Raw genomic sequence first — 22,340 nt, 5'->3', positions numbered from 1 at the left:
ATATCATAATCATTTTTTAACGAATATGCGATAATTAATTATACAAACTGTAAGGAGGTTTCTCATGATTCGAGCAGTCTTATTCGACTTAGATGGAACACTATTAGATCGGCGCCAATCTCTAGAACAGTTTATTCATGATCAATATAATCGCTTTGCCTCTCACTTAATGAGCATAAAAAAAACAGGGTATTGTTCTCGGTTTCTTGAACTCGATAATAATGGCTATACGTGGAAAGATAAAGTATATGCTACTCTCCTTTGCGAATACAACATTACCACTTTAACACCAGAGCAACTGCTGTACGACTACATTACAAACTTTCAACATCATTGTATTCCTTTCCAAAATATGCATGAATTACTTCAGCGTTTAACACAACAAAATATTAAAATTGGTATTATTACAAATGGCTTTACTGACTTTCAAATGAATAATCTTCGCGCACTAAACATACATACGTATACAAATACAATTCTCGTTTCAGAAGCGGAAGGAATTAAAAAACCACATCCTGAGATTTTCGAACGGGCTTTAAAAAAGCTAGATGTTAAGGCCACAGAATGTCTTTACGTTGGAGATCATCCAGAAAACGACGTGCTTGGTTCTGAACGAGTAGGGATTCTTGGTGTGTGGAAGAGAGATTCATTTTGGGATGATTTTGAGCATCCACGTATAGTGAACGATTTGTTGGAGGTGCTTTCGTTTTTAGAGGTAAAAATGAAAACAAAATAATAGTAAATAAATTACATTGGCAATTTTTTTACAATATATCGACTTACCGACAAAAGCTGACAAACAAAAAAGAGGCCGTTTTTCAAAAACGCCTCCCCTTCCTTTATTATTCATATACTGTAAACTGCGGTTTACTCGGATGATCTTTAACTTGCGCACCATCTGGAAACTTTGAAACTTTTTGATATAGGGCAATGTCACCGATACAACCTGCTGTTAGTAAAATCCCTAAAAATGAGATGGATTGCACATTCGTAGTTAACCCAATTACAATTGGCAAAATTCCAGTTGGTAAAAACGGCAGCATTAACACTTTCTTCATTTGCTTTACTGTAATCGCCTGTTTAGAATGAGCATATGCAACACCTAATTTCCAATTAACACCCCATTTCAGTTCACTCCACGGAACACCACCGATATAGCGAAACCCTATTAAATGTATCGCTTCATGAATACAAACAAGAACAATCATTGCGATAATAAAAAGAAACAAGGTTGGTAACGTAATTTCAATTTGAAACTCACCTGAAAGAAGTGAATGTAAAAAACTAACTCCAATCGCCAGAGCAAATGCTATACAACATGAATAGAAATTTAATTTCCCCATCGAAACAGTAACAGTCGTTTCTTTTCTTTTATCCATCTTCCCCCTCCTAAAATGTAAATATATCTTTACAAAATTGTATAATATACCCAAAATGATGTAAAGATATATTTACATTTATTCTTACAAACAAAAAAAGAAACCGGCCACTTTACTTCGTAAAACAGCCGATTTCTTCTATATGTTTCATCGTGCGCGCCAGTACATCGTCACGCATTATAAAGCTAAATTTTCTATCCGTTTTAATGTTATCAGGAATGTCTGTTAATAAAACAGATCCTTTCGTTTCTTCGTAATGCGTATGTTCTTCTACCGCACTAATTGTTGCAAAATAAATGTTTTTAATGATTATTTTGTCTTTTCCAGATACTTTATATTGTCCTAAGTAAGTTAAATCAGAAACTATGCCGCCGGTTTCTTCATGAACCTCTCGAACTGCCGCTTCTTCCGGTGTTTCCCCTAATTCTACTTTACCACCTGGAAATTCAAGACCGCGACGTAAATGATGCGTTAATAACCATTGATCCCCGTACCGGCATACAACCCAAACATGCTTTGGCTCAGGAGAAAATGGATAACGTTCAAACGATAATTGTACAGTATTGTGGTAATAATCTTTAAATTTGTACATGCCATTACTCCCCTATTGATGGTTACAAGTTTTTCCTACCACAAATTGTAGCATATTCTCGCTTTTCTGCATAATATTATCCAATTACAATCCATTGATTATTCCCATTTGCGCGACTAATTCTTTCGTCTCATGATTACCTAAATCGTAAATCATTTTATATGCTTTTTGTAGTTGTTCATCATATCGGTCATTATTCGAATCGTGATGATACTCAACAAATGGAACGTGAGAACGTACAAATGAACCTAAATCCTCTACATATGCTTGATCAAAGTACTCTCTTAACTCCGTAATTTCCTCATCACTTGCGGAAATCTCAAAATTATACGTATCCGCCGTCTTCACTTGTGAAATTTGACCGTTTCCTATTGATATATAATATGTTTTTTTCGTCTCCATGTAACACCCTTCTTTCATCCTTTTAATTTCTATTGTTTTCATCAATTACAAAATTATGTAAAATAAAGAAAAGGAGGGATTCCATGTTCAAAATATTAATTATCGGTATTATAATCGTCCTAGTCATACTAGTACTCTCCGTCATGACGATTAATAAAGGCTACGCTTATAAACATTCTGTTGATAAGCCAGAAGATAATCCTTATACAAAAAACAGCAAGAAGAATTCATAATACGCTTCATATACTACTTATTTTAGCCCACATCCTATCCAGTATTAATTTACTGACATTTCAACATAACTTTCTACCACTTTCACAATCTCTATTAGGAGTTTTACTGCTTCTTATTACCATTGAACAAATCAGGAAAAAGGATTCAGGAACTAGATTTATTTGTATTGTTGCAGGTGCTTTCATTTAGATTGTTCTCATCATTACCTACATAAACTAGAAGGAGGGCTTTTATGTTAAAAGGCGTTCGAATTACTTTTGCACTTATCGCCTTATCTATAGCAATCTATGGATTTATTAGCGGTAACAGAGACATTATGCCTTACATGTTCATTTTCTTAGGGGCTATGGCTTTCACTATAGGTTTAGAGGAAATAAAAAAACAGAAACAATCTAGCAGCATACTTGCTTTCATGGCTGGAGCTGGTGCTTTACTGCTTGGCTTCTCAGAAATATTCCGGTAAATAATCTATTTAAAAGGTGGAGATTTGTATGCTAAAAACATTACGAATTGTATCGGCTCTTATCGTCATCGCTCTCGCTTTATCCGGAATGTTTACAAACGCACTTGTTACAATGCCTTATATGCTCATCGCCTTATCTGTTATGACCTTCATCATGAGCGCAGAAGAAAAACAGAAACAAAAGAAAGTACATAGTACACTCTCCTTCTTTTCTGGCGTATTCACTTTAATCGTTGCTATTATAATTTTTGTCTCTCGGTAATTATTTTTCTACTAGGAGGTTAAAATGCATATAAGAAAAGTACAGCTAACCATCGTTTTTATTACTTTAATCTTATGTTTATACAGCACATTTACAATGAACTTTCAAACCTTTTCACCTATCATTTTGTTCCTCTTTAGTATATATGGCATTTTAGTAGGAATTGAGACGATTCAAAAACAACAAAAACAAATTGGAGCTATTAGCATCGGTTTAAGTCTTTTTACGATTGTTTTTGTTATTCCATTTATAATGTTCTTTTAAAGGAGAATTATATGTTTAAAAACATTCGAATTATAATAGCTACTATCGCTCTTATTCTCGCCCTATTTAGCTTCTTCGCAAATATCTCTATGCTTTTACCATACGTTTTTATCCTTTTGAGTATTATGTTTATCCTTTTTGGAATCGATGAAATAAAAGAGCGGCAAAAAGCAAAAGCATTTGTTTATTTTCTCGGTTCTGCCTTTATTTTATATGTTGGGGTGTCTAGTATACTTTCATAAAAAAGAGGCCGCCCAACACATATGTTAGACGGCCTCTTCTTTATATTTGATTCATACTATTGGCAGTTTTTGTCGGTAAGTCGATATCCAGTTTCGAAACATCGATATATTAAAAAAATCGTTGATATATTTCAAGTTGTGTTCGATATATTCGAAAAATCGTCGATATAATTTCATTTATCATCGTGTTACAAAAAAACTGCCCTTTCACAGGCAGTTTTTTCTTTTTATCCAAATACTTTCTCAAGTTCATCTTTATCTTGGCTTAACCAGAAGTTCATTAAGCGTTGTGCTCCTTCTAAGTCGTGAAGCTTCGCTTGGCCACACTGTGTTTCATTTGCAGCTGGAATTTCTGTAATTTGAACCGCATCTTTTAATGTTAATTCTAATAAATCAATGATTTCTCGAACCGTTGGTGTTCCGCTTACTACAAGATAATATCCTGTTTGGCAGCCCATTGGTGAAATATCGATAATATCAAAATGCGGATAACGATCAATATATTTACGTAAATTAAATGCTAATAAATGTTCTAACGTATGAATAACATCTGGTTTCATTGCTTGTTTATTCGGTTGGCAAAAACGAATATCGAATTTATTTACAATACCGTCACTACCTACGTTGTGAACTCCGCAATGTCTTACATAAGGCGCCTTTACAATCGTATGATCTAATTCAAAGCTTTCTACTGATGGCATACAACATCTCTCCCGCTTTTAATTTAATTCCGTTATATCCAATATGATATAACGGAAATCAACATTAGTAAAGTATTATGTACAGTCGTGCTATAATACTTTAAGACTATGCTGAAAAGGAGACCATTATGAAACAGATTTTTATTGGGATTATACGCTTTTATCAAAAATTCATTTCTCCAATGACACCACCAACGTGCCGCTTTTACCCAACTTGCTCTCATTATGGATTAGAAGCATTTCAAAAACATGGTGCTCTGAAAGGGTTTTGGCTTACATGCAAGCGTATATTAAAATGTCACCCTTTCCACCCGGGAGGATTTGATCCTGTCCCAGATAAAAAGGATGACAAAGTAAATTCTTAATTGTCGTAACCATTCACAACTAAATCTAATTTTCCTGTGTCAGGATCTATAACAAGACCGTGAACAGGTACTTCTTCAGGAAGTAATGGATGGTTGCGAAGTATTGATACGCTATGTTCTACACTTTCTTCTACACTAGAGAATCCTTGTAGGAATCTTTCTAAATCGATTCCAGAATAACGAAGTGTATCTAATTTCTCTTCTGTTATACCGCGCTCTTTCATCTTCTCAATTGTACTGCTTGCTTGAATTTTTGCCATACCACAATCGTGGTGACCAACTACACAAACTTCATCAGCACCAAGTTCATATACAGCAACTAAAATACTACGCATAATACTTCCAAACGGATGTGAAATAACAGCGCCTGCTACTTTAATAATTTTCACATCACCGTTACGCATATTCATCGCTTTCGGTAATAATTCAACAAGACGAGTATCCATACAAGAGATAATTACCATCTTTTTGTTTGGAAATTTACCTGTTTCGTACTCTTCGTATTTTTTTTCTTCAACGAATTTTTCATTGTATTGTAAAATCTCTTCTAATGACTTCATAGTAAAGAACCCTCTTTTCTCTCATTTACATTACTTATATAGTGTACCAAAATTTAAAAAACTCAAAAAGGATATTACTTTATAGTGAAAATAAGATATTTTCAGATAACCGACATAATTCTTTCAAAATATACACACACCTTTGTAACAAGTCCCTCCTATTTAAAACGTATTTTCACTATAAACTGATTGTAGATAATGTAAAAAAGGAGTGAATTTTCATTATGTCCGACGTTCTGTTACTGAGTCGTTTTCAATTTGCAATTACTATTTTTTATCACTTTTTATTTGTACCTTTGACAATCGGACTTGTTATTTTAGTAGCATGTATGGAAACTCAATACGCCCGCACATTGAATCCAACATACCGCAAAATGGCAAATTTCTGGGGTAAATTATTTACAATTAACTTCGTAATGGGGATTATAACTGGGATTACGATGGAATTCCAATTTGGAACAAACTGGTCTGAGTACTCCAAATATATGGGAGATATTTTCGGATCACCTCTCGCAATCGAAGCACTCGTTGCCTTCTTCTTAGAATCTACTTTCATGGGAATATGGTTATTCGGTAAAGACAAAATTTCACCAAAGTTCCGTGCCTTCTGTATGTGGATGGTTGCACTTGGAACAAATATTTCCGCCCTTTGGATTATTACAGCAAACGGTTTTATGCAAAATCCTGTTGGCTACGTCGTACGTAACGGCCGCGCTGAATTAAATGATTTCTGGGCACTTGTGACAAATCCATATGCTTGGAACATGTTCTTCCATACTGTAATTGGTTGTTATATCGTTGGTGCTTTCTTCGTTATGGCAATTAGCGCCTATCATTTATTACGTAAAAATGAAGTGGAATTCTTCAAAAAATCATTTAAATTTGGTTTAATGTTAGGTTTATTCGCTGCAACTGTTACACCGTTTATGGGTCATCAGTCTGGTGTATCAGCAGCTAAATATCAACCAGCTAAAGGAGCTGCGATGGAAGCAGTTTGGGAAACTGGAAAAGGACAAGGCTTTTCGATTGTTCAAATTCCTGATGTAAAAAACGAAAAGAACTTTGAATTCCTTACTATTCCGAAACTAGGGAGTTTCTTCTATACAAACTCATTTAATGGCGAAATTGTTGGTTTAAAAGATATCCCGAAAGATGAACGTCCAAATGTTAACCTCGTGTACTATAGCTTCCGCTTAATGGTTGCACTTGGTATGTTCTTTATGGCATTAACTTGGTACGGTTTCTACTTAAACCGAAAAGGAAAACTAGAAAACTCAAAACGTTATTTAAAAATTACAATATGGTCTGTCTTACTACCATATATCGCAATTAACGCTGGTTGGATTGTTGCCGAAGTAGGTCGTCAACCATGGACAGTTTATAAACTAATGCGTACAGCAGAATCTGTATCACCTATATCTGTTCCACAAATTTGGTTCTCATTAATTAGTTTAATCTTGTTCTACACATTACTTTTAATCGCAGACGTATACTTAATGCTAAAGTTCGCGAAAAAAGGACCAGCAGCATTAGAAGAACCTGCTACTGAGGGAGGTGCAGCTCATGTCTCATGATATGCTTGCAATTATCTGGTTTTGTTTATGGGGCGTGATTTGGACAGTTTACTTCATTCTTGATGGATATGCACTTGGTAACGGAATGATTTTTCCTTTCGTTGCGAAAGACCGACAAGAACGAAATCAATTACAAGAAGCAATCGGCCCATTCTGGGGTGGTAATGAAGTATGGTTAATTACAGCTGGTGGCGCAACATTTGCTGCCTTCCCAGTCACATATGCAAATATGTTTAGTTACCTATATACACCACTATTTTTAGTATTACTCGCACTGTTTGCTCGTGCTGCCGGACTTGAATTTATGCATAAAGACGATTCACCAATTTGGCAAAAAACTTGTAAATGGGCATTTACAATTGGTAGTTTCCTAATCGCCTTCTTATTCGGTGTTACGTTCGCTAACCTTTATTACGGACTACAAATCGGAAAAAATGGCTATGAAGGAAATTTACTAAGCTTACTAAATCATTATGGTATTTTAGGTGGTCTGTTCTTCACTGCTATATTCGTCGTATCTGGCGCCCTTTGGGTTATGATTAAAACAACTGGTGAAGTATCTGATCGTGCTTATAAAATCGCAAGACCATTTTCAATGGCAGCTGCTATCATTTTAGCTATTTTCTATGTAGCAACTGCAAATCGTACAAATTTATTCCAAAACTTCACAGAATATCCGGTACTATTCATTCTTCCGGTACTTGCCATGTTAATGAGTGTACTCGCACTTATTATGGTGTACAAACATAATATAGGTCTCGCATTCACATTCGTTTGTTTAACAATCGCAATGTTTATGACAACTGGATTTGCAGGTATGTTCCCAAGAATGTTACCATCTCGTATTAATGATGCTTATAGTACAACGCTATATAACGCAGCTGGTAGTCAATTAAACTTAAAAATTATGTTCTTCGTTGCAATGGTTATGGTACCAATTGTTATTGGATATCAACTTTGGAGCTACAGTATCTTTAAAAATAAAATTCATAAAGACTCTGCTAAAGGGTATCACTAAAATAAAAAAAGACACTTCGTTTGAAGTGTCTTTTTTGTACGTATGATTTTTGATAAGATGTTATATTTCCAATCTAACAACTATAATACAGAAGAATCATGAACAGCTCACAGCTAGATTGTAGCACAGGGCACGTTCATCATTTTATGCAATTTTACATATTTATCTATAAAGTAAACTGTATTCCTTGATCGTTCGCATCGCTATCCCTTACATCTGCTGTACTAATACCACTAAATGTTTGTACTTTTTTTCCTGTATTCGATGATCCTGATCCATTATAAGCTTTCGTTTTTTCAATCGGCTGCACGTTATATTTATCTCCTAAATTAATCGTTCCGTTACAGTTTTCAATAATAACGCCTTCCACAACTGACGGCATTTTGTCACCTACTTTCATTTCCTTACTTTTATTTTATGAGAACCGCCTAAAAAAATAGCATGTTTCCATAAGAAAAAGCACTCAAACTGAGTGCTTTTTCTTATTTACCTTTTTTCTTTTTCTCACAAGCAATTCCATCGCCATCACGATCTAAATGCTTACCATAATATGGACTATCTCTTGTAATGTCATAATATCCAGCATCGTTTGCTTCTTTACAATTAGCAAAACGTTTCGGATCCGGTTTCACTTCAGGTTTTACTTCTGGTTTTACTTCTGGCTTCACTTCTGGTTGTGGTTGTTTTGCTCCTGGTCTTTCTTCAAATGGTAACGTTGCATTATATAAGAACTGAACGTATTGCTCACGACTTACATGCATTTTAGGTGCGAATTTACCATCACCAGTTCCAGCCGTAATATAATTTGATTTAATTGCAGTAATCGCAGGATTCGCCCATCCATTTCTATCTACATCCGGGAAATTATGATCGCCTCTTATTTGCAATTGGAATCCCCTTGTCAAAATTTGTGCCATTTCTTCACGAGTTAACGAATCTTTCGGTCTAAATTTTCCTGTGTTATCTCCAACGAATACACCCATCTCTGTTAAAGCAAGAATCTCTTTTTTAAACATAGTTGAACGATCCGTAACATCTTTATACGGATTGTTATACTGTTCTTTTACTGTCGGTTTTAAATGACGGAACATAAGAGCTGCAACTTGCTCACGTGTTACATCATCACCAAATCCAAAAATCCCATTTCCGTATCCAGCAACAACGTTTTTATTTGCTAAATCCATAATCGCTTTATAAGACCAATGATTGTTTGGAACATCTTTAAAATCTGCACTTGCCTGCGCTGTTCCAATTGAAGTAAATGCTGTAGTTGCAACAATTGCACCTGTTAAAATTAATTTTTTAAATCCCATACTTAAGTCTCCTTTTCTTTCCTATAATAACCATTTAACAATATAACAAATTATTTAAATATATTTTGTCACATTATGTCGAACACAAAAAAGAATCCAAAAGGATTCTTTTTTGCTAAGCATGAATGGCAGTTTTGGAGACAGTTGACTTCTTCAAAAATTTATTAGGGGTAATATTTTGAAAAAGAAAGCCTTTCATATGTAGGTTAACACCACTGGAATATATAGTAAATTGATAATATTTATACGGAAGATTGCTAATGTTTAGTATAGATACTTTCCACTATATCAACAGTGAAAAGTATCTACATGAAACAATAAAAAGGTGCCTTCAAAGAGGGCACCTTTCATAAACAGACGCTATAAAACAGAATTATTTATTGTTATACGATTGTTAGATACAAAAAGTAGAGGGAAATGTTTGTAAGAAATTCTGCTTTATATAGTCTGCCTACCACTTATATTTTAATCCTCTTCACTTGAAAATAAATATAATATGCATAATTACATGAAAAAAAGAAAAGACACTCCATAGAGTGCCTTTTCAACCATTTTACTTTTAATATATCGCTTTCCATACATTGTAACATATGTATCTATATATTTTATTGAGAAAATTCTAAATCATTTTTTCTTTCATTTTCAATTATAAAATCATGTAATATAAAGGGTATGTCAAATTATTATACAAATTGAGGTGTACTATATTTATGTATTTTGGAATTATTCCTCTTATATTGTTTATTATTTTTCTTATCTCTTACTTAAAGGATCCGCGAAAAATAATAAACGGCTTTTTATTTAATGTTTTTTTCTGTTTTTTCCTTCTTTTTTGTGTGATTATATCTGTAAATTCAAGTATTGATGTCCTACGCTATAGTATAATTTTACCTATTTTAGCACTTATTCTTATGATTCCTTTCGGTGTTGTTGCTTTAATGTTTGGGCTATTTCTGAATGCGAGAATTTTAATGAAACGAGAAGGACGACGGTTCACTAACTGTTTAACACTCATTGCTGCTTTAGGTATTTTATTCTGTATATTATTCTTTTTCATAAGTCCAGCAAGTTTCTTCTCACCGCATTTGCAACCTATTTTTGGTGGAATTTCTCTTATAACCTTATATTTCTTTATACACTTATCTAACTTCTTAAGCGCTTATTTTCTATATCAATTCAACAGACCAAGGCGTAATCAAGATTTCATCATCGTTCTTGGTAGCGGCTTAATTAATGATAAAGTACCGCCTTTACTTGCAAGTCGTATTCATAAAGCAATCGACTTTTACTGGAAACAAGCCGCTGTGAATACACCACCAACAATCATTTTCTCTGGTGGACAAGGTCCAGATGAAGGTCTTCCAGAAGCGGAAGCGATGCAAAAGTACGCTGTTGAAAAAGGAATCCCGCTTGAACATACAGTGCAAGAAAATCGCTCTGTAAACACATATCAAAATATGTCGTTCTCTAAAGAAATTATGGAGTCTTTAAAACCTGAAGGTAAGTATAGAAGTATTTTTACAACGAATAATTTCCATCTTTTCCGCGCTGGTATATATGCAAGACAAGCGGGGCTTAATAGCCAAGGAATCGGATCAAAAACTGCATTTTATTACTGGCCTAATGCAATGATTCGTGAGTATGTCGCAATCGTTGTGATGGGACGTAAACGTCATATGAAAGTTTGCGGAGCTATTTTAGGATTTTCTTTATTCCTATCCGTGCTTAGTTTTATCATTTCTTAATAGTCTCCCATCCTTTGAAAGGATGGGATTTCTTATACTCACTTCAAAAATATTTTAAAGTGAGTATGGTCATAATATCCCCTGCATACATCCATTAAAGGAGAAATTTTTCAAATTAAATGTTAAAATGGAAGTTAGGTGTGAATGACGTAACAAATAAGAAACTAGTTTGAAACGAGGAAATTACATGGAGAAAATTATCAAAAACAAGCCCAATAAGCTAAAAATTGCTTCAAAAGCTTTGATGATTATTATTGGGGCATTTATCACAGCGTACGGATTAGAAGCAGTATTAATTCCAAATAACGTATCAGACGGTGGTGTGACTGGTTTAAGTATCGTTAGTTCAAGATTATTTGGATTGCCATTAGGAGCTCTAATCGCAGTTATTAACATTCCTTTCGTTTGGTTAGGATATAAGCAAATCGGTAAAAGCTTTGCTATTTATTCCATTATCGGGATTGCTTCATTAGCAGTAGGTACTGTTGTTATGCACGGAATACCAGCTATTATTGAAGGCGATACACTACTTGTTACAGTTGTTGGTGGTATTATTATCGGTTTCGGTATGGGACTAGCATTACGTAACGGCGGCGCATTAGATGGAATCGATATGCTAGCTGTATTGCTTTCTCGTAAGTTACCTTTTGGAACAAGTGACCTTATTTTATTCTTAAACATGTTCGTATTTATTTTCGTATCAACAGTATTCGGTCTTCAAGGAGCTATCCTTTCGGCAATTGCTTACTTTATTGCTTCGAAAGTGATTCATATCGTTGAAGTTGGTTTAAGTGGTTCGAAAGCATTTAAAATCATTACGAAAGAGCCTGAATTAATGGTAGAAACAATTCGTGATCGTTTAGGCCGAAGTGCAACATATAACGAAGTATACGGTGGTTATTCAAGAGAGAAATTCAAAGAAATTTCTTGTGTAATTAACCGTTTAGAAGAAAGTAAAATGAAAGAACTTATTAATGAAATCGATCCACAGGCCTTTATTACAGTTTATGACGTAGCAGAAGTAAAAGGCGGTAACTTTAAGAAACGTGATATTCATTAATCATCATGAATAAAGAGGGTGTGCCAACAATTTGGCACACCCTCTTCTTATTATGAAGTTGCGGTCGTTGTCGGTAAGTCGATATATTTCAATAATCGCTGATATAATTTTACTCTCCCCATCTTCTTCCTCTCTTAATCCATGCTACGTATTTTTGAAAGGCAGGCACTTCATGTTGAAAGCGCAGCGGAACATATAGAAAAAGAGTACATGTACATAGTATCCATAGAATACCTACTACAAAGTGAAATTTCATCGTTGTGCTAATAAACAAACTGAGGAATAAAACGAGGAACATAATCAAACTAAACCTTTTATATATAGTCATACTAATTTCCTCCTTATAACTTAATTGTACCAGCTACAAGGAATTAATTTCCATAATAAAAAGACCGAAAAGCAACTTCTCCTTTTCGGCCTCTATACCTATCTTCTCTTCGTAATTTTTCCTGAACCACCGACCCTCGTTTTCGGAGGAGATGTATTCCTTGGCGGCGTTTTAATAGATGATTTCGGCTTCACATCTGATCCGCTCGAGCCACCTGGTGTTTTTGTAATTTTTCCTTTGCTTCCAGTAGAAGGCGGAGGCGTACTACTTCCTTTTTTCGTAATACTTCCTGTATCTCCTACGGAAGGTTTCGAATCTACATTATCGCCTCGCTTAATGATAGATCCTTTCCCTTCCTTCGTAATTGGAGGCGGGGTTTTCTTTTCTTCTTTCGTAGGCGGTCTCTCTGGAATAACCGGTTTATGATTTTGTCTGTCATTATATCCGCGATAATCACCGTATGATGATTTTCGTGAACCGAATATATCGTTTAAAATACTTCCCATAATATATCCTTGCAGGAAGGATGGTTGGTAATTTTGACGGACAAATTCTTTATTACTTATTTCAATTAACGTATCAGAAGGTTTCTCTTTATCCTTTTGCAAGTTATAAATCTTATCAGAATAAACGAGGAACATTTGATTTTCGTCTTCTTTAGATGCTTGCTTCGGTTCTCTTTCATTAATGAGTTCCTTTGCGACTTCAGGAACTGACCGATTGGCGGCCCTATACACGTAAGATTCTTGTTTACCTTCTTTTGCGACAGATTCTAGTGGATAACGGTCTTGAATCGACTTTGTCTGTCCGCCTTGACAACCTGATAAGGCATATCCAGCAACAACAAGTAATAGAACGATAGCAAGTATAGGGATTACGAACGATTTAATCATGGTAAACAATCGGTTTGACATGATTACGCCCCCTTACGTTGCTCTTATAATTTGTACATCAGCAGGAATAATTGCTTCTCCCTCATACATCATTGTGCGACCATTTTGCCATTCAATACGTAATAATTTTCGGTTATCTGATTGGAATTCCCATACGTACTGTTCCTCTGAAGCAGAGAATGGTGTTTTCCCCATCACAACAACACGTCCGTTATATTGCTCTTCCATATGGTACTCTGTATCATCCATTTCAATTGTCGTCGGAACTTCATCAATTGAATCTAAACGACCATCGATTGGTGTATATAATTTGTAATACGTATTTTCACGATCTTCAATTTTTAAATAACGAATATCTTTCCCGTCTTGCAGTGTTAAAACAATTTCTTTACGAGAATGCATACTCGTTTTCCCAGTTAATTCGTACATGACTAATGAAACTTCAATCATATCGCCAGGAGCTAACGTTAACAAACTCTTCTCCGGTTTCGACGGTTCTGGGCTCTTCATTATATTTTTAATTCGTTTAAATAAACTCATGATTTACCCCTCCTTCTCTCTTTATAAACAAGCACCTAAAATAAGTGCACCAACGATATGTAATGATCCGGCCAACATCGCATGCGCAACACTGCCTTCTTTCGTACCTTCTTCTAAATCTAAACCGGACATTTTCTTTAACACAAATTCGATAAACATTTCTACCACTAATAAAATAACGAAAGAAACTGCTGATGCAAGTAGCGCTTGCCATAAGTCATTTGCTTTCGTTATGGATTGAGATAAAATGTACCCTTGCGCGAATAATTTCATAACGAAACGCGTTGTTACAGCTGTATTCCCATTCTTTATTTCTTTTAAATCATTGTATTTAGTAAAAATTGAATCAACCCACATAATTGCAAATAAAAGTACTGCACTTGCTCCAGTCCATACAAGCATGGCTAACACATTTGTCCATGTCATTGCAAAACCTCCTCTAAAATGTAATAGAAAACCGACATGAATTCTCTTCAGACATGTCGGTTTCTTTGTCTATTCTATATTATTTCTCATACTGCTTCATAATACGAGCTAATTCATCGTCAACAGCAGAATTTTTGTTTAAGCTTGCGAATTCATCATCTAATGACTTTTCTTTTTTATACACTTCACCACTTGCTTCTGCTTCAGCTTCTAATTGAAGAGCTTTCTCTTCCATACGACTTAAACCAGCTTTTGCTGAATTTGAATCAAATCCAGACATCGCCTGATTAATATTCTTTTGTGCTTTCGCCGCATTTACACGTGCTACAAGTGTTTCACGTTTATTTTTCAGCTCTGTTAATTGCTTACGCATTTCTTCTAGCTTCAGGCGAAGATTATCGGCAGCAGCTTTGTTTTGCTCATAGCTTGCTTTATACTCATTCATCTTTTGCTCTGCGTTTTGTTTTTCTTCAAGARCACGACGTGCAAGATCAAGATTGCTTGCTTGAACAGCCATATGAGCTTGCTCTTCACGTTTTTTCACAAGTGCTTCTTGCTCTTCAAATAATATTTTGAATTTCTTCTCAAGTGCAATTTGAGCTGCTACACTTTTCTCAGCTTCTTGTACATCCGCTTGCATATCGCGTAAATATTGATCCGTCATCTTAACTGGATCTTCCGCTTTTTCAATTAATGAATATACATTCGACATTGTTAAATCTCGTAATCGTTTAAATACAGACATTCTAATTCCTCCTATGACTTACCTCATATTTCAAATTCACTACTTGGAAAACTGAAAAATCTCCCTTAACAGTAAAGAATATTCATTTTTACAGCCTACGTGTTTATTATAACAAAACTAATATGTCCTTACATGTTATTTCCAAAATACAGCCAATATAATATGACATTCTATATAAAACATTGTATTCCTAATATATTCTCATTAACCCTCTTCAGAATTGACTTATTTTTATGCACTTTCACTAAATTACATTATTGTAATGTTACTGTAAGCTAACTCGATAGTTACGTTGCAATATTTCTTATACACTAATACCAGAAGCAACGAACAAGCTTCTCATCATTTCAGAACTAATACAAAAACTGTATTTACAATAAAACATATAAAAAGGAGAAATCATCATGAAAAAATTAGTAGGCATCGGATTAGCAGCAGCAATTTCATTCGGAGCATTATCAGGTTGTTCTTTATTAGGAGAGAAAGCAAACGGTTTTGTACTGTACGGATCAGAAGAACAAGTTCAACAAATTACAGATAAAAACAAAAAAGAAGTGAAAGAAAAAGACTTCTATAAAATGAAAATGACTACATTAGAGGGTAAAAAAGTTCTTGTTATGGATAAGAAAACTGGTGAAGAACTGGTGAAGAAAGAGTTACTTAGCAAAGTTGATGAAAAAGACGACACGAAACCACTTAATAAATTACCAGCTGTAACAGCAGAACAAGGTGTATTATTTGCTAAAGAAAAAGTAGAAAATGCTACACTTGATGGGGCAAAATTAAAATACGAAGGCAATACAATTATCGGAAGTGGACGTGCATATGCCGACATGTTCGCGATTGTTGATGATGCAACTTACGTAAATGTAAAAGGCGATGAAAAATCTGTTGGGGTATTAAAATTCGATAAAGACCCTAGTAAAGAATTCCCTGGCTACAACGGTGTAGAAGCTTCTCAACTTGTAAAAATTAAAAGGTAAAACAAAAAAGCTTTGCGAAATTCGCAAAGCTTTTTTCTATTTATGAGCAACTTGCTCCATATCCGGACTACAAGTTTGCGACTGACATGATTTATTTAAAGAACATGCTGCGCATTTTCCCTTTTTACTTCTCTTTACAAAATTAACTAACGTGTATGCTGCATAACCAAAAATGATAGCTCCGATTATAATATTGACCATCACTCTAATACATCTCCTTCTAGAATCCGAGTAAGGATCCAACTTGGTATATAATGAACGTTAATACATAAGCAACAACGAGTGGATAAACGACAGAGAAAATTGTCCACTTCGTTGATCCTGTTTCACGTTTAATAACAGCTACTGTCGCTAAACACGGAACATATAATAAAATAAAGAACATAAATGCATATGCTGATAACGCAGTATAATGTGCTCCCATTACATTTCCAAGCACATCTTCTTTCACCGCATAAATAATTGCCATTGTAGAAACGACAACTTCTTTCGCTAAAAATCCTGTTAAAAGAGATGCTGCAGCTTGCCACGTTCCAAAGCCGAGCGGTGCAAATAGTGGTGCAATAAATCCACCAATCATCGCTAAGTAACTATCTCCCATATCAACACCAAATCCTGATGGACCTGCATAGTTTAATAACCAAATGACAACAGAACCACCGAAGATGAATGTACCTGCTTTACGAACAAATCCTTTCCCTTTCTCCCACGTGCTTAGCCATAACGTTTTCGCTTGTGGCACGCGGTAAGGAGGTAGTTCAATGACGAAAATAGACTTTTCCGCTTTTAAAATGGTAAGAGACATAATTTTTGTAACTAATAATGCAAGAACAATACCTGCAACATATAAAGAAAACACAACAGTTGCCTGACTATGAGGGAAGAATACTCCCGCAAATAATGCGTATACAGGTAAACGTGCCGAACAAGACATAAATGGTGTTACAAGAACTGTAAGTAAACGTTCTTTTTCTTGTTCAATCGTTCTCGCTGCCATAATACCTGGAACATTACATCCAAAACCGATAATCATCGGAATGAATGCTTTTCCATTTAAACCGAAGAACTCCATAATTCTATCCATAACAACTGCAATTCGCGCCATATATCCTGAGTCTTCTAATAATGAAATGAAAAAGAATAGTGCAAAGATTTGTGGAACGAATACTAATACCGCACCAACACCGGCAATAATACCTTCTGTAACGAGTGCTTGAATAAAATCAGAAGCTCCAACACTTGTGAGCCCAGCCGTTACCCAATCCGTAAGCTGTCCACCAAAAAATTCATCTAACATATCGGATAAAGGTGTACCAATCCACGTAAACGTAACCTGAAAAATAAAAAACATAACTGCTAAAAAGATTGGAAGTCCTAAAATTTTATGTGTAATTAATCTATCAATTTTTTCCGAAAAAGGAATTTTTCCTTCTTTCTCATGCTTCATAACATTTGTTTTTAACTTTTCAATATACGCTTCACGAGTTTTGTAAATGTGCTCTTCCAACGTACAATCAAGTTTTCCTTCTAAGCGAGATCGAATGGCTACAAGTTCCTTATAAATTGGTAATGCTTTCATTTCTTTTTCTACTACTTCGTTATTGCTTAAAAATTGAAGGGCTAACCATCTTGGATGCTTATAATTCGCTGTCTCTAAAAGAGCTATTACCTCTCCAATTCCTTCATCCATCTGTACACCATATGAAATAATGAATGGCTTTTTCTCGTTTTTGTCATTTTCTTTAAGAGTAGCAAGTAGTTCTTCACAGCCTTTTCCACTTCTTGCAACGACCGGAACGACTGTTACACCTAATAGCTCTGATAATCGTTTTACATCAATTACAATGCCTCGTTGCTTTGCCACATCGACCATATTTAATCCGATTGAAACCGGCTTTCCAAACTCAAGTAATTGCAACGTTAAATGCATATTTCTCTCGAATTGCGAAGAATCCACTATATTTAACATATGATGAAATTCGTCTGTTAGTAGAAAATTTGTAACGACACCTTCATCACGCGAAACTGGATTCAAATCATAAACACCTGGTAAATCAATTAATGTTCCTTGCTTATCTTTTAATTTACCAACCTTCTTTTCTACTGTTACACCGCTCCAGTTTCCTACGTATTCATAAGAACCAGTAAGTGCATTAAATAATGATGTCTTCCCTGTATTCGGATTCCCTAGCAAAGCTACCTTATTCACGCTAATTCCACCTTTATCATTTTCGCGTCACAATGACGAATACTAATTAACTGTCCACGACACTCCAATGTACAAGGACCTTTGAACATCGCTTTCTGCTTCATGCGAAGTTCGCTTCCTTCAGAAAGACCGAAAGCAGCCAATCTTCTCTTCAGTAAATGATCTAAAGACTGAACGCTTTTTACTAACACTTTCTCACCGATTTTAATATCTACTAAGCTCATAACCTTCCCCCTCAGAAGAGAATGATAATTATTTTCAAAAAAATTATAGCACACTCTATTTCTCTTGTACTATACCCTTTTGCTTCATATTTATTAACATTTCGCTACAATTCTATTTCAATCATTGTCATACTGTATTCGTTTGCCATTCTCATCCATTTCGCTTACAATAAACAATAGCAAATAAAGAATCTCGTTATCACTGGGGGAGCCATGCCGCTGAGAGGGAACACTTCGTTCCGACCCTTCGAACCTGTTAGTTAATGCTAACGCAGGGATTGTGCAAACGTCCGAAATACATACCTCTTTTTTATTTACGTATTTCGTATCCTCCTATGATATCTATTCTTTTTTGCACAACTTGGATTTAGGGGGAGACAACATGCGTAACACCAATTTACAAGCGATGATCGAATCTGCAATTCTTGCAGCCTTCGCCTTGGTCATCGACATTTTACCATTATCAATCAAACTTCCAACAGGCGGTTCCATTTCATTCGCTATGATTCCTATTTTTATTATTGCATACCGCTGGGGCTTTAAATCAGCTTTCTTAGGTGGTTTAGTTTGGGGACTATTACAAATTGTCGTAGGAGATGCTTACATTTTAACACCTATTCAAGCTTTCATTGAGTACTTCATTGCCTTTGCTTTTATCGGATTTGCTGGCTTATTCTATCGTCCAATTCAAAAAGCACTTTTAACGTCTAATGAAAATAACTTAGAACAATCAAGTTTAGGTAGCCGTAAAGAAAAACCTTCATCAAAACAAAACGAAGGTAAGAAAGTCCTTGCTTATATTATCCTTGCTACATTTATCGGTAGCTTTGCTCGCTATTTCTGCCACTTTATTGCTGGTATTATTTTCTGGGGACAATATGCACCGAAAGGTCAATCAGCAGTTCTATACTCATTAATCGTAAACGGCAGTACAATGCTCGGTTCTTTTATTTTATGTACCGTTTTACTTATATTTTTATTTCTTACTTCACCTCGCTTATTCAAGAGCATCAATGCTTATCAAATAAATTCAAACAAAAAGAGCGCTTAATAAGCGCTCTTTTTGTTATATCGTAATATCAATTAAAAATACAATAAATGCACAAAAGAAAATAAATACCATTATACTTAGCCACTTGCTATGCACGGTTCATCGACTCCTTACATAACCTCATTTTCTAACCAGATTATATCGCTTAAAAATAAAGATTAGGTAAAGATAATATGAAAATAAATTAAAAAAGCGTAGCATGCATCATCTACGCTTTTTTAGGTAAATAAAAGTAAAATAATACACCATCTTCTGTATTTTCTGCCCCATATTCAGCATCGTGCAGTTCTAAAATATTTTTAGAAATAGCTAGACCAAGCCCAGTTCCACCTTGTGAACGGTGGCGAGCTGCATCCACGCGATAAAAACGGTCCCAAATTTTATCTAATTGCTCTTCTTCAATGTGAGTACCTTTATTTTCAATACACACTTTTATACGATCTTTCTCATCTATTGTAGAAATAATAATATCCTCTTTATTCGGTGTATAACGTATGGCATTCGTAATGAAGTTCACGATTACTTGTTCAATCCGACTTTGATTTGCGACTACTTCAAATGAACATATATTTTTATGCACATGAAGTTCTTTTTTCTCTATGTCCACAGAAAGGTGTTCACATATATCTTCAATTACTGTATCGATATAAAATACATCCTTTTTCATTTTATATGTACCTGACTCAAATTTAGCTAACTCCAGCATATCCAAAATTAAAGTATCCATTTTATCTACTTCTCGTTCCATTGCCTGAAAATAGTATTCTTTTTTATGCTCAGCTACTCCATCTTTTAAAATAGAAATACAGCTTTTCATAATACTCAGCGGTGTTTTTAATTCATGCGAAACACCAGAAATAAATTCTTTCCGCGTATTTTCTAACTTTCTTTCCTTTTCAATATCTTGTTCTAGCTGTCCAATATGCGAATGGAGCTTATTAGATAATACATTAATATTTTTCGATAAATCACCAATTTCATCTTTTGAAGTAATCGGTATTTGTTCTGTGAAATCTAAGTGTGCTATTTTCTTCGTCGTATCATTTATTTTTAATAACGGCTTTGCAATTTGTTTTGAATAATAGAACGAAGCTAGAAAAATAAGAACGACTACAAATGCAATGATGTAAATGTAGTAATCTTGCACCATTTGTACAGCTTCATCTACAGGCTGTAAAGAAGCCATCGCATAAATATATGTGACTGATCCGTCTCTTTCTGTTATTGGTTTCATTAATAATTTATATTTTATATCATTTTTTTCATAGTCCATTGTTTTTATTGAATATTCTATTTGATTACTTTCATTTAGTAATACATCCCTTTGAAACTCTTTTATGCTATCTAAGAATAGACTATTTTTATAAATTGGATTTACAAGACCTTTTACATCAGGAAACTGTACTTTCGTAACACGTCCTCTTATGTAAGTATCTAATTCCTGAGCAGATTCTTCCTGAACAGCTGGTTTCTTTTCTTTAACAAGTTGTTCTTGATCCGCTCTCTTTTTCTCCTCATCTAATTTCATTTTCTCCTGAAACGCTTTTTCTAACGGTTTATTAGATCCATTTAAATTTTGCTTACCTAACGCGAAAGAGAATGGAATAAAACTATCACCTTTTTTCACGCCAGAAAAATAAATTTCTTGTCCTAAAAACGGATCTGATAATTTATTATCAATCTCCTCTATATTGACGAGATTGTATAAAGGAATTTTGAATATTTGTTGTCCAAAGCTCTTTTGTTGCCTACGATCTATCGTTACTTCAAAATAAAAATCATCCGCATGTTTTAAATTCCCATTCTGATCTAACGTTGTAATCCACGTATTATTTTCTCTTAAAAAGTCTTGCTCCAGCTTCTGAATTCCTTCTGCACTTCCTGCATAATTCAAATAATTCTTCTCAAAGGAATTTAAATTCACTTTAATATCTTCTACTTTTCGATTCGCATAATATTGTTTAAAAAATATCGTTTGTCCAATAAATATCGTCGCTAAAATTAACATACATAATGCTGTTGTGAGGGCAAATAATTTTAGTACAATCCCCTTTCTCATACATTCCCCTCAAATTTATAACCTGTTCGTACTACAGTTGTAATGCACTTTGCTTTCTCTCCTAATTTATTTCTTAAATTACGAATATGACTATTAACCGTTCGATCGTCACCAGCAAATTCATATCCCCAAATTCTTGAAATGAGTTGCTCTCGCGTTAAAACAATCCCTTGATTTTTCATGAAATACGCTAATATTTCAAATTCAGTATGTGTTAAATTAATGTCTGTCCTATCTACCGTAACAGTGCGCGATGGGAAGTGGACGTGAATACCGTGAATGGATAATGTATCATCTTCATTCTCTAGAAGTTGCTTCGTTACTTTTCTACTTTCTAACAGCCTTTTCGCTCTTGCTAATAAAATTGGTGGGCTATACGGCTTCGTCACATAGTCATCCGCCCCAAGTTCAAATCCAAGTAACGTATCATCTTCATCTACACGTGCCGTCAGCATAATAATAGGAACCTCAGATGTTTTACGAATTCTTCGGCAAACAGACCATCCATCAAGTTCCGGCAACATAATATCTAAAATAACTAAATCAACCTCTTCTTCCTCAAATACAACTAAAGCTTCTTTCCCATCTCTTGCTTCAAACACTACATATTGCTCGCTCAAAAAATAATCTTTTAATATTTCACGCAAAATATCTTCATCTTCCACAATTAAAATGTTTTTTGACATAACTTATGTATCCCCCTTCCGC

31 protein-coding genes and 1 riboswitch are annotated in these 22,340 nt (G+C 34.7%); of the genes, 14 read left to right on the top strand and 17 right to left on the bottom strand.

Translation table 11 applies throughout. The annotated features are described in order from the left end of the window. Nucleotides 1-64 precede the first annotated feature (64 nt). A complete protein-coding gene (locus tag AC1DMU_RS24570) occupies nt 65-736 on the top strand; it encodes an HAD family hydrolase (protein WP_088064642.1) in 672 nt (223 codons plus the stop codon). A 106-nt stretch (nt 737-842) separates the two neighbouring features. On the opposite strand, the gene AC1DMU_RS24565 is transcribed toward AC1DMU_RS24570, so the two are convergent. The 3 genes from AC1DMU_RS24565 to AC1DMU_RS24555 all read right to left on the bottom strand — a co-directional run bounded on the left by AC1DMU_RS24565 (nt 843) and on the right by AC1DMU_RS24555 (nt 2,373). Further along, complete coding sequence (locus AC1DMU_RS24565; RefSeq protein WP_087984890.1) at nt 843-1,379, bottom strand: DUF3267 domain-containing protein; 537 nt, start codon at nt 1,377-1,379, stop codon at nt 843-845. A 112-nt stretch (nt 1,380-1,491) separates the two neighbouring features. Next, complete coding sequence (gene mutTA, locus AC1DMU_RS24560; protein WP_000276386.1) at nt 1,492-1,971, bottom strand: antimutator 8-oxo-(dGTP/GTP)ase; 480 nt, start codon at nt 1,969-1,971, stop codon at nt 1,492-1,494. 84 nt (nt 1,972-2,055) lie between these two features. Then, complete coding sequence (locus AC1DMU_RS24555) at nt 2,056-2,373, bottom strand: hypothetical protein (protein WP_000448410.1); 318 nt, start codon at nt 2,371-2,373, stop codon at nt 2,056-2,058. Between the two features lie 83 nt (nt 2,374-2,456). On the opposite strand from AC1DMU_RS24555, the gene ytzI reads away from it, so the two are divergent. The 6 genes from ytzI to AC1DMU_RS24525 are packed head-to-tail and all read left to right on the top strand — an operon-like array spanning nt 2,457 to nt 3,838. After that, entirely contained in the window at nt 2,457-2,606 is a 150-nt protein-coding gene (ytzI, locus tag AC1DMU_RS24550; protein ID WP_000472802.1) for a YtzI protein, read from the top strand. Further along, complete coding sequence (locus AC1DMU_RS24545; RefSeq protein ID WP_088064693.1) at nt 2,599-2,796, top strand: DUF3953 domain-containing protein; 198 nt, start codon at nt 2,599-2,601, stop codon at nt 2,794-2,796. Before ytzI ends, AC1DMU_RS24545 begins: the two co-directional genes overlap by 8 nt. A gap of 43 nt (nt 2,797-2,839) precedes the next feature. Next, complete coding sequence (locus tag AC1DMU_RS24540; RefSeq protein WP_088064643.1) at nt 2,840-3,070, top strand: YczI family protein; 231 nt, start codon at nt 2,840-2,842, stop codon at nt 3,068-3,070. 28 nt (nt 3,071-3,098) lie between these two features. After that, a complete protein-coding gene (locus tag AC1DMU_RS24535; RefSeq protein WP_088064644.1) occupies nt 3,099-3,332 on the top strand; it encodes a DUF3953 domain-containing protein in 234 nt (77 codons plus the stop codon). A gap of 24 nt (nt 3,333-3,356) precedes the next feature. Continuing rightward, nucleotides 3,357-3,596 (top strand): hypothetical protein, encoded by a 240-nt coding sequence (locus AC1DMU_RS24530; protein ID WP_088064645.1) that lies wholly within the window; start codon nt 3,357-3,359, stop codon nt 3,594-3,596. Between the two features lie 11 nt (nt 3,597-3,607). Beyond that, the gene (locus tag AC1DMU_RS24525; RefSeq protein WP_088064646.1) at nt 3,608-3,838 is read left to right on the top strand and encodes a YczI family protein; all 231 of its coding nucleotides are present in this window, start codon (nt 3,608-3,610) and stop codon (nt 3,836-3,838) included. 227 nt (nt 3,839-4,065) lie between these two features. Here the strand turns inward: AC1DMU_RS24525 and luxS are convergent, their stop codons facing one another. After that, complete coding sequence (luxS, locus tag AC1DMU_RS24520; protein WP_001141371.1) at nt 4,066-4,539, bottom strand: S-ribosylhomocysteine lyase LuxS; 474 nt, start codon at nt 4,537-4,539, stop codon at nt 4,066-4,068. 128 nt (nt 4,540-4,667) lie between these two features. Here luxS and yidD point away from each other — a divergent pair, with 128 nt between their 5' ends. Continuing rightward, entirely contained in the window at nt 4,668-4,904 is a 237-nt protein-coding gene (gene yidD / locus AC1DMU_RS24515) for a membrane protein insertion efficiency factor YidD (protein ID WP_000809334.1), read from the top strand. Here yidD and AC1DMU_RS24510 read toward each other — a convergent pair. Next, nucleotides 4,901-5,464, bottom strand: coding sequence for a beta-class carbonic anhydrase (locus AC1DMU_RS24510; protein WP_000838167.1), 564 nt, complete (start codon nt 5,462-5,464; stop codon nt 4,901-4,903). The genes yidD and AC1DMU_RS24510 overlap by 4 nt on opposite strands. Before the next feature lie 224 nt (nt 5,465-5,688). On the opposite strand from AC1DMU_RS24510, the gene cydA reads away from it, so the two are divergent. Both cydA and cydB read left to right on the top strand, forming a co-directional pair. Continuing rightward, on the top strand, nt 5,689-7,038 hold the full coding sequence (cydA, locus tag AC1DMU_RS24505; protein ID WP_048541033.1) for a cytochrome ubiquinol oxidase subunit I: 1,350 nt from the start codon (nt 5,689-5,691) through the stop codon (nt 7,036-7,038). After that, nucleotides 7,028-8,056, top strand: a complete 1,029-nt coding sequence (gene cydB / locus AC1DMU_RS24500) for a cytochrome d ubiquinol oxidase subunit II (protein ID WP_088064647.1) — start codon at nt 7,028-7,030, stop codon at nt 8,054-8,056. The genes cydA and cydB overlap by 11 nt, the downstream gene beginning before the upstream one ends. Before the next feature lie 166 nt (nt 8,057-8,222). Here the strand turns inward: cydB and AC1DMU_RS24495 are convergent, their stop codons facing one another. Together AC1DMU_RS24495 and AC1DMU_RS24490 are read right to left on the bottom strand one after the other, a co-directional pair. Beyond that, nucleotides 8,223-8,456, bottom strand: a complete 234-nt coding sequence (locus tag AC1DMU_RS24495; RefSeq protein ID WP_033657613.1) for a spore germination protein — start codon at nt 8,454-8,456, stop codon at nt 8,223-8,225. Between the two features lie 82 nt (nt 8,457-8,538). Further along, nucleotides 8,539-9,369: an S-layer homology domain-containing protein gene (locus AC1DMU_RS24490; RefSeq protein WP_088064648.1), complete on the bottom strand. Its 831-nt coding sequence runs from the start codon at nt 9,367-9,369 to the stop codon at nt 8,539-8,541. Between the two features lie 710 nt (nt 9,370-10,079). On the opposite strand from AC1DMU_RS24490, the gene AC1DMU_RS24485 reads away from it, so the two are divergent. Both AC1DMU_RS24485 and AC1DMU_RS24480 read left to right on the top strand, forming a co-directional pair. Continuing rightward, nucleotides 10,080-11,114 carry a YdcF family protein gene (locus AC1DMU_RS24485; RefSeq protein WP_087984896.1) on the top strand — a complete coding sequence of 345 codons (1,035 nt, stop codon included), beginning with the start codon at nt 10,080-10,082 and terminating at the stop codon, nt 11,112-11,114. Nucleotides 11,115-11,301: 187 nt separating this feature from the next. Continuing rightward, nucleotides 11,302-12,174 (top strand): YitT family protein, encoded by an 873-nt coding sequence (locus AC1DMU_RS24480; RefSeq protein WP_088064649.1) that lies wholly within the window; start codon nt 11,302-11,304, stop codon nt 12,172-12,174. Nucleotides 12,175-12,283: 109 nt separating this feature from the next. Here AC1DMU_RS24480 and AC1DMU_RS24475 read toward each other — a convergent pair whose 3' ends face one another. The 5 genes from AC1DMU_RS24475 to AC1DMU_RS24455 all read right to left on the bottom strand — a co-directional run bounded on the left by AC1DMU_RS24475 (nt 12,284) and on the right by AC1DMU_RS24455 (nt 15,106). Then, nucleotides 12,284-12,502, bottom strand: coding sequence for a hypothetical protein (locus tag AC1DMU_RS24475; protein WP_088064650.1), 219 nt, complete (start codon nt 12,500-12,502; stop codon nt 12,284-12,286). A gap of 98 nt (nt 12,503-12,600) precedes the next feature. Further along, complete coding sequence (locus AC1DMU_RS24470; protein ID WP_000071201.1) at nt 12,601-13,416, bottom strand: DUF4247 domain-containing protein; 816 nt, start codon at nt 13,414-13,416, stop codon at nt 12,601-12,603. A gap of 12 nt (nt 13,417-13,428) precedes the next feature. Further along, nucleotides 13,429-13,935 (bottom strand): DUF4178 domain-containing protein, encoded by a 507-nt coding sequence (locus tag AC1DMU_RS24465; RefSeq protein WP_088064651.1) that lies wholly within the window; start codon nt 13,933-13,935, stop codon nt 13,429-13,431. 21 nt (nt 13,936-13,956) lie between these two features. Next, entirely contained in the window at nt 13,957-14,361 is a 405-nt protein-coding gene (locus AC1DMU_RS24460; protein WP_000220323.1) for a DUF350 domain-containing protein, read from the bottom strand. 79 nt (nt 14,362-14,440) lie between these two features. Beyond that, nucleotides 14,441-15,106 (bottom strand): PspA/IM30 family protein, encoded by a 666-nt coding sequence (locus AC1DMU_RS24455; protein WP_476941585.1) that lies wholly within the window; start codon nt 15,104-15,106, stop codon nt 14,441-14,443. A gap of 404 nt (nt 15,107-15,510) precedes the next feature. Between AC1DMU_RS24455 and AC1DMU_RS24450 the strand changes: the two genes are divergently transcribed. Beyond that, on the top strand, nt 15,511-16,089 hold the full coding sequence (locus tag AC1DMU_RS24450; RefSeq protein ID WP_088064652.1) for a lipoprotein BA_5634 family protein: 579 nt from the start codon (nt 15,511-15,513) through the stop codon (nt 16,087-16,089). A 36-nt stretch (nt 16,090-16,125) separates the two neighbouring features. Here the strand turns inward: AC1DMU_RS24450 and AC1DMU_RS24445 are convergent, their stop codons facing one another. From AC1DMU_RS24445 to AC1DMU_RS24435, 3 genes are read right to left on the bottom strand one after another with little or no spacing between them, the layout of a single operon-like run. After that, nucleotides 16,126-16,293, bottom strand: coding sequence for a FeoB-associated Cys-rich membrane protein (locus AC1DMU_RS24445; RefSeq protein WP_000989599.1), 168 nt, complete (start codon nt 16,291-16,293; stop codon nt 16,126-16,128). A gap of 16 nt (nt 16,294-16,309) precedes the next feature. Then, entirely contained in the window at nt 16,310-18,298 is a 1,989-nt protein-coding gene (gene feoB, locus AC1DMU_RS24440; RefSeq protein WP_088064653.1) for a ferrous iron transport protein B, read from the bottom strand. Next, nucleotides 18,295-18,522 carry a FeoA family protein gene (locus tag AC1DMU_RS24435; protein ID WP_000060518.1) on the bottom strand — a complete coding sequence of 76 codons (228 nt, stop codon included), beginning with the start codon at nt 18,520-18,522 and terminating at the stop codon, nt 18,295-18,297. The genes feoB and AC1DMU_RS24435 overlap by 4 nt, the downstream gene beginning before the upstream one ends. Before the next feature lie 194 nt (nt 18,523-18,716). Beyond that, a riboswitch (TPP riboswitch) is annotated at nt 18,717-18,818 on the top strand. An 86-nt stretch (nt 18,819-18,904) separates the two neighbouring features. On the opposite strand from AC1DMU_RS24435, the gene thiT reads away from it, so the two are divergent. Further along, complete coding sequence (gene thiT / locus AC1DMU_RS24430) at nt 18,905-19,573, top strand: energy-coupled thiamine transporter ThiT (protein ID WP_088064654.1); 669 nt, start codon at nt 18,905-18,907, stop codon at nt 19,571-19,573. A 208-nt stretch (nt 19,574-19,781) separates the two neighbouring features. Here thiT and AC1DMU_RS24425 read toward each other — a convergent pair whose 3' ends face one another. Continuing rightward, on the bottom strand, nt 19,782-21,632 hold the full coding sequence (locus AC1DMU_RS24425) for a sensor histidine kinase (protein WP_088064655.1): 1,851 nt from the start codon (nt 21,630-21,632) through the stop codon (nt 19,782-19,784). Continuing rightward, entirely contained in the window at nt 21,629-22,318 is a 690-nt protein-coding gene (locus AC1DMU_RS24420; protein ID WP_060486642.1) for a response regulator transcription factor, read from the bottom strand. The genes AC1DMU_RS24425 and AC1DMU_RS24420 overlap by 4 nt, the downstream gene beginning before the upstream one ends. Nucleotides 22,319-22,340 lie beyond the last annotated feature (22 nt).

The organism is Bacillus sp. 01N45 (assembly GCF_056399205.1).
This window is presented reverse-complemented; position numbering and strand designations above follow the sequence as displayed.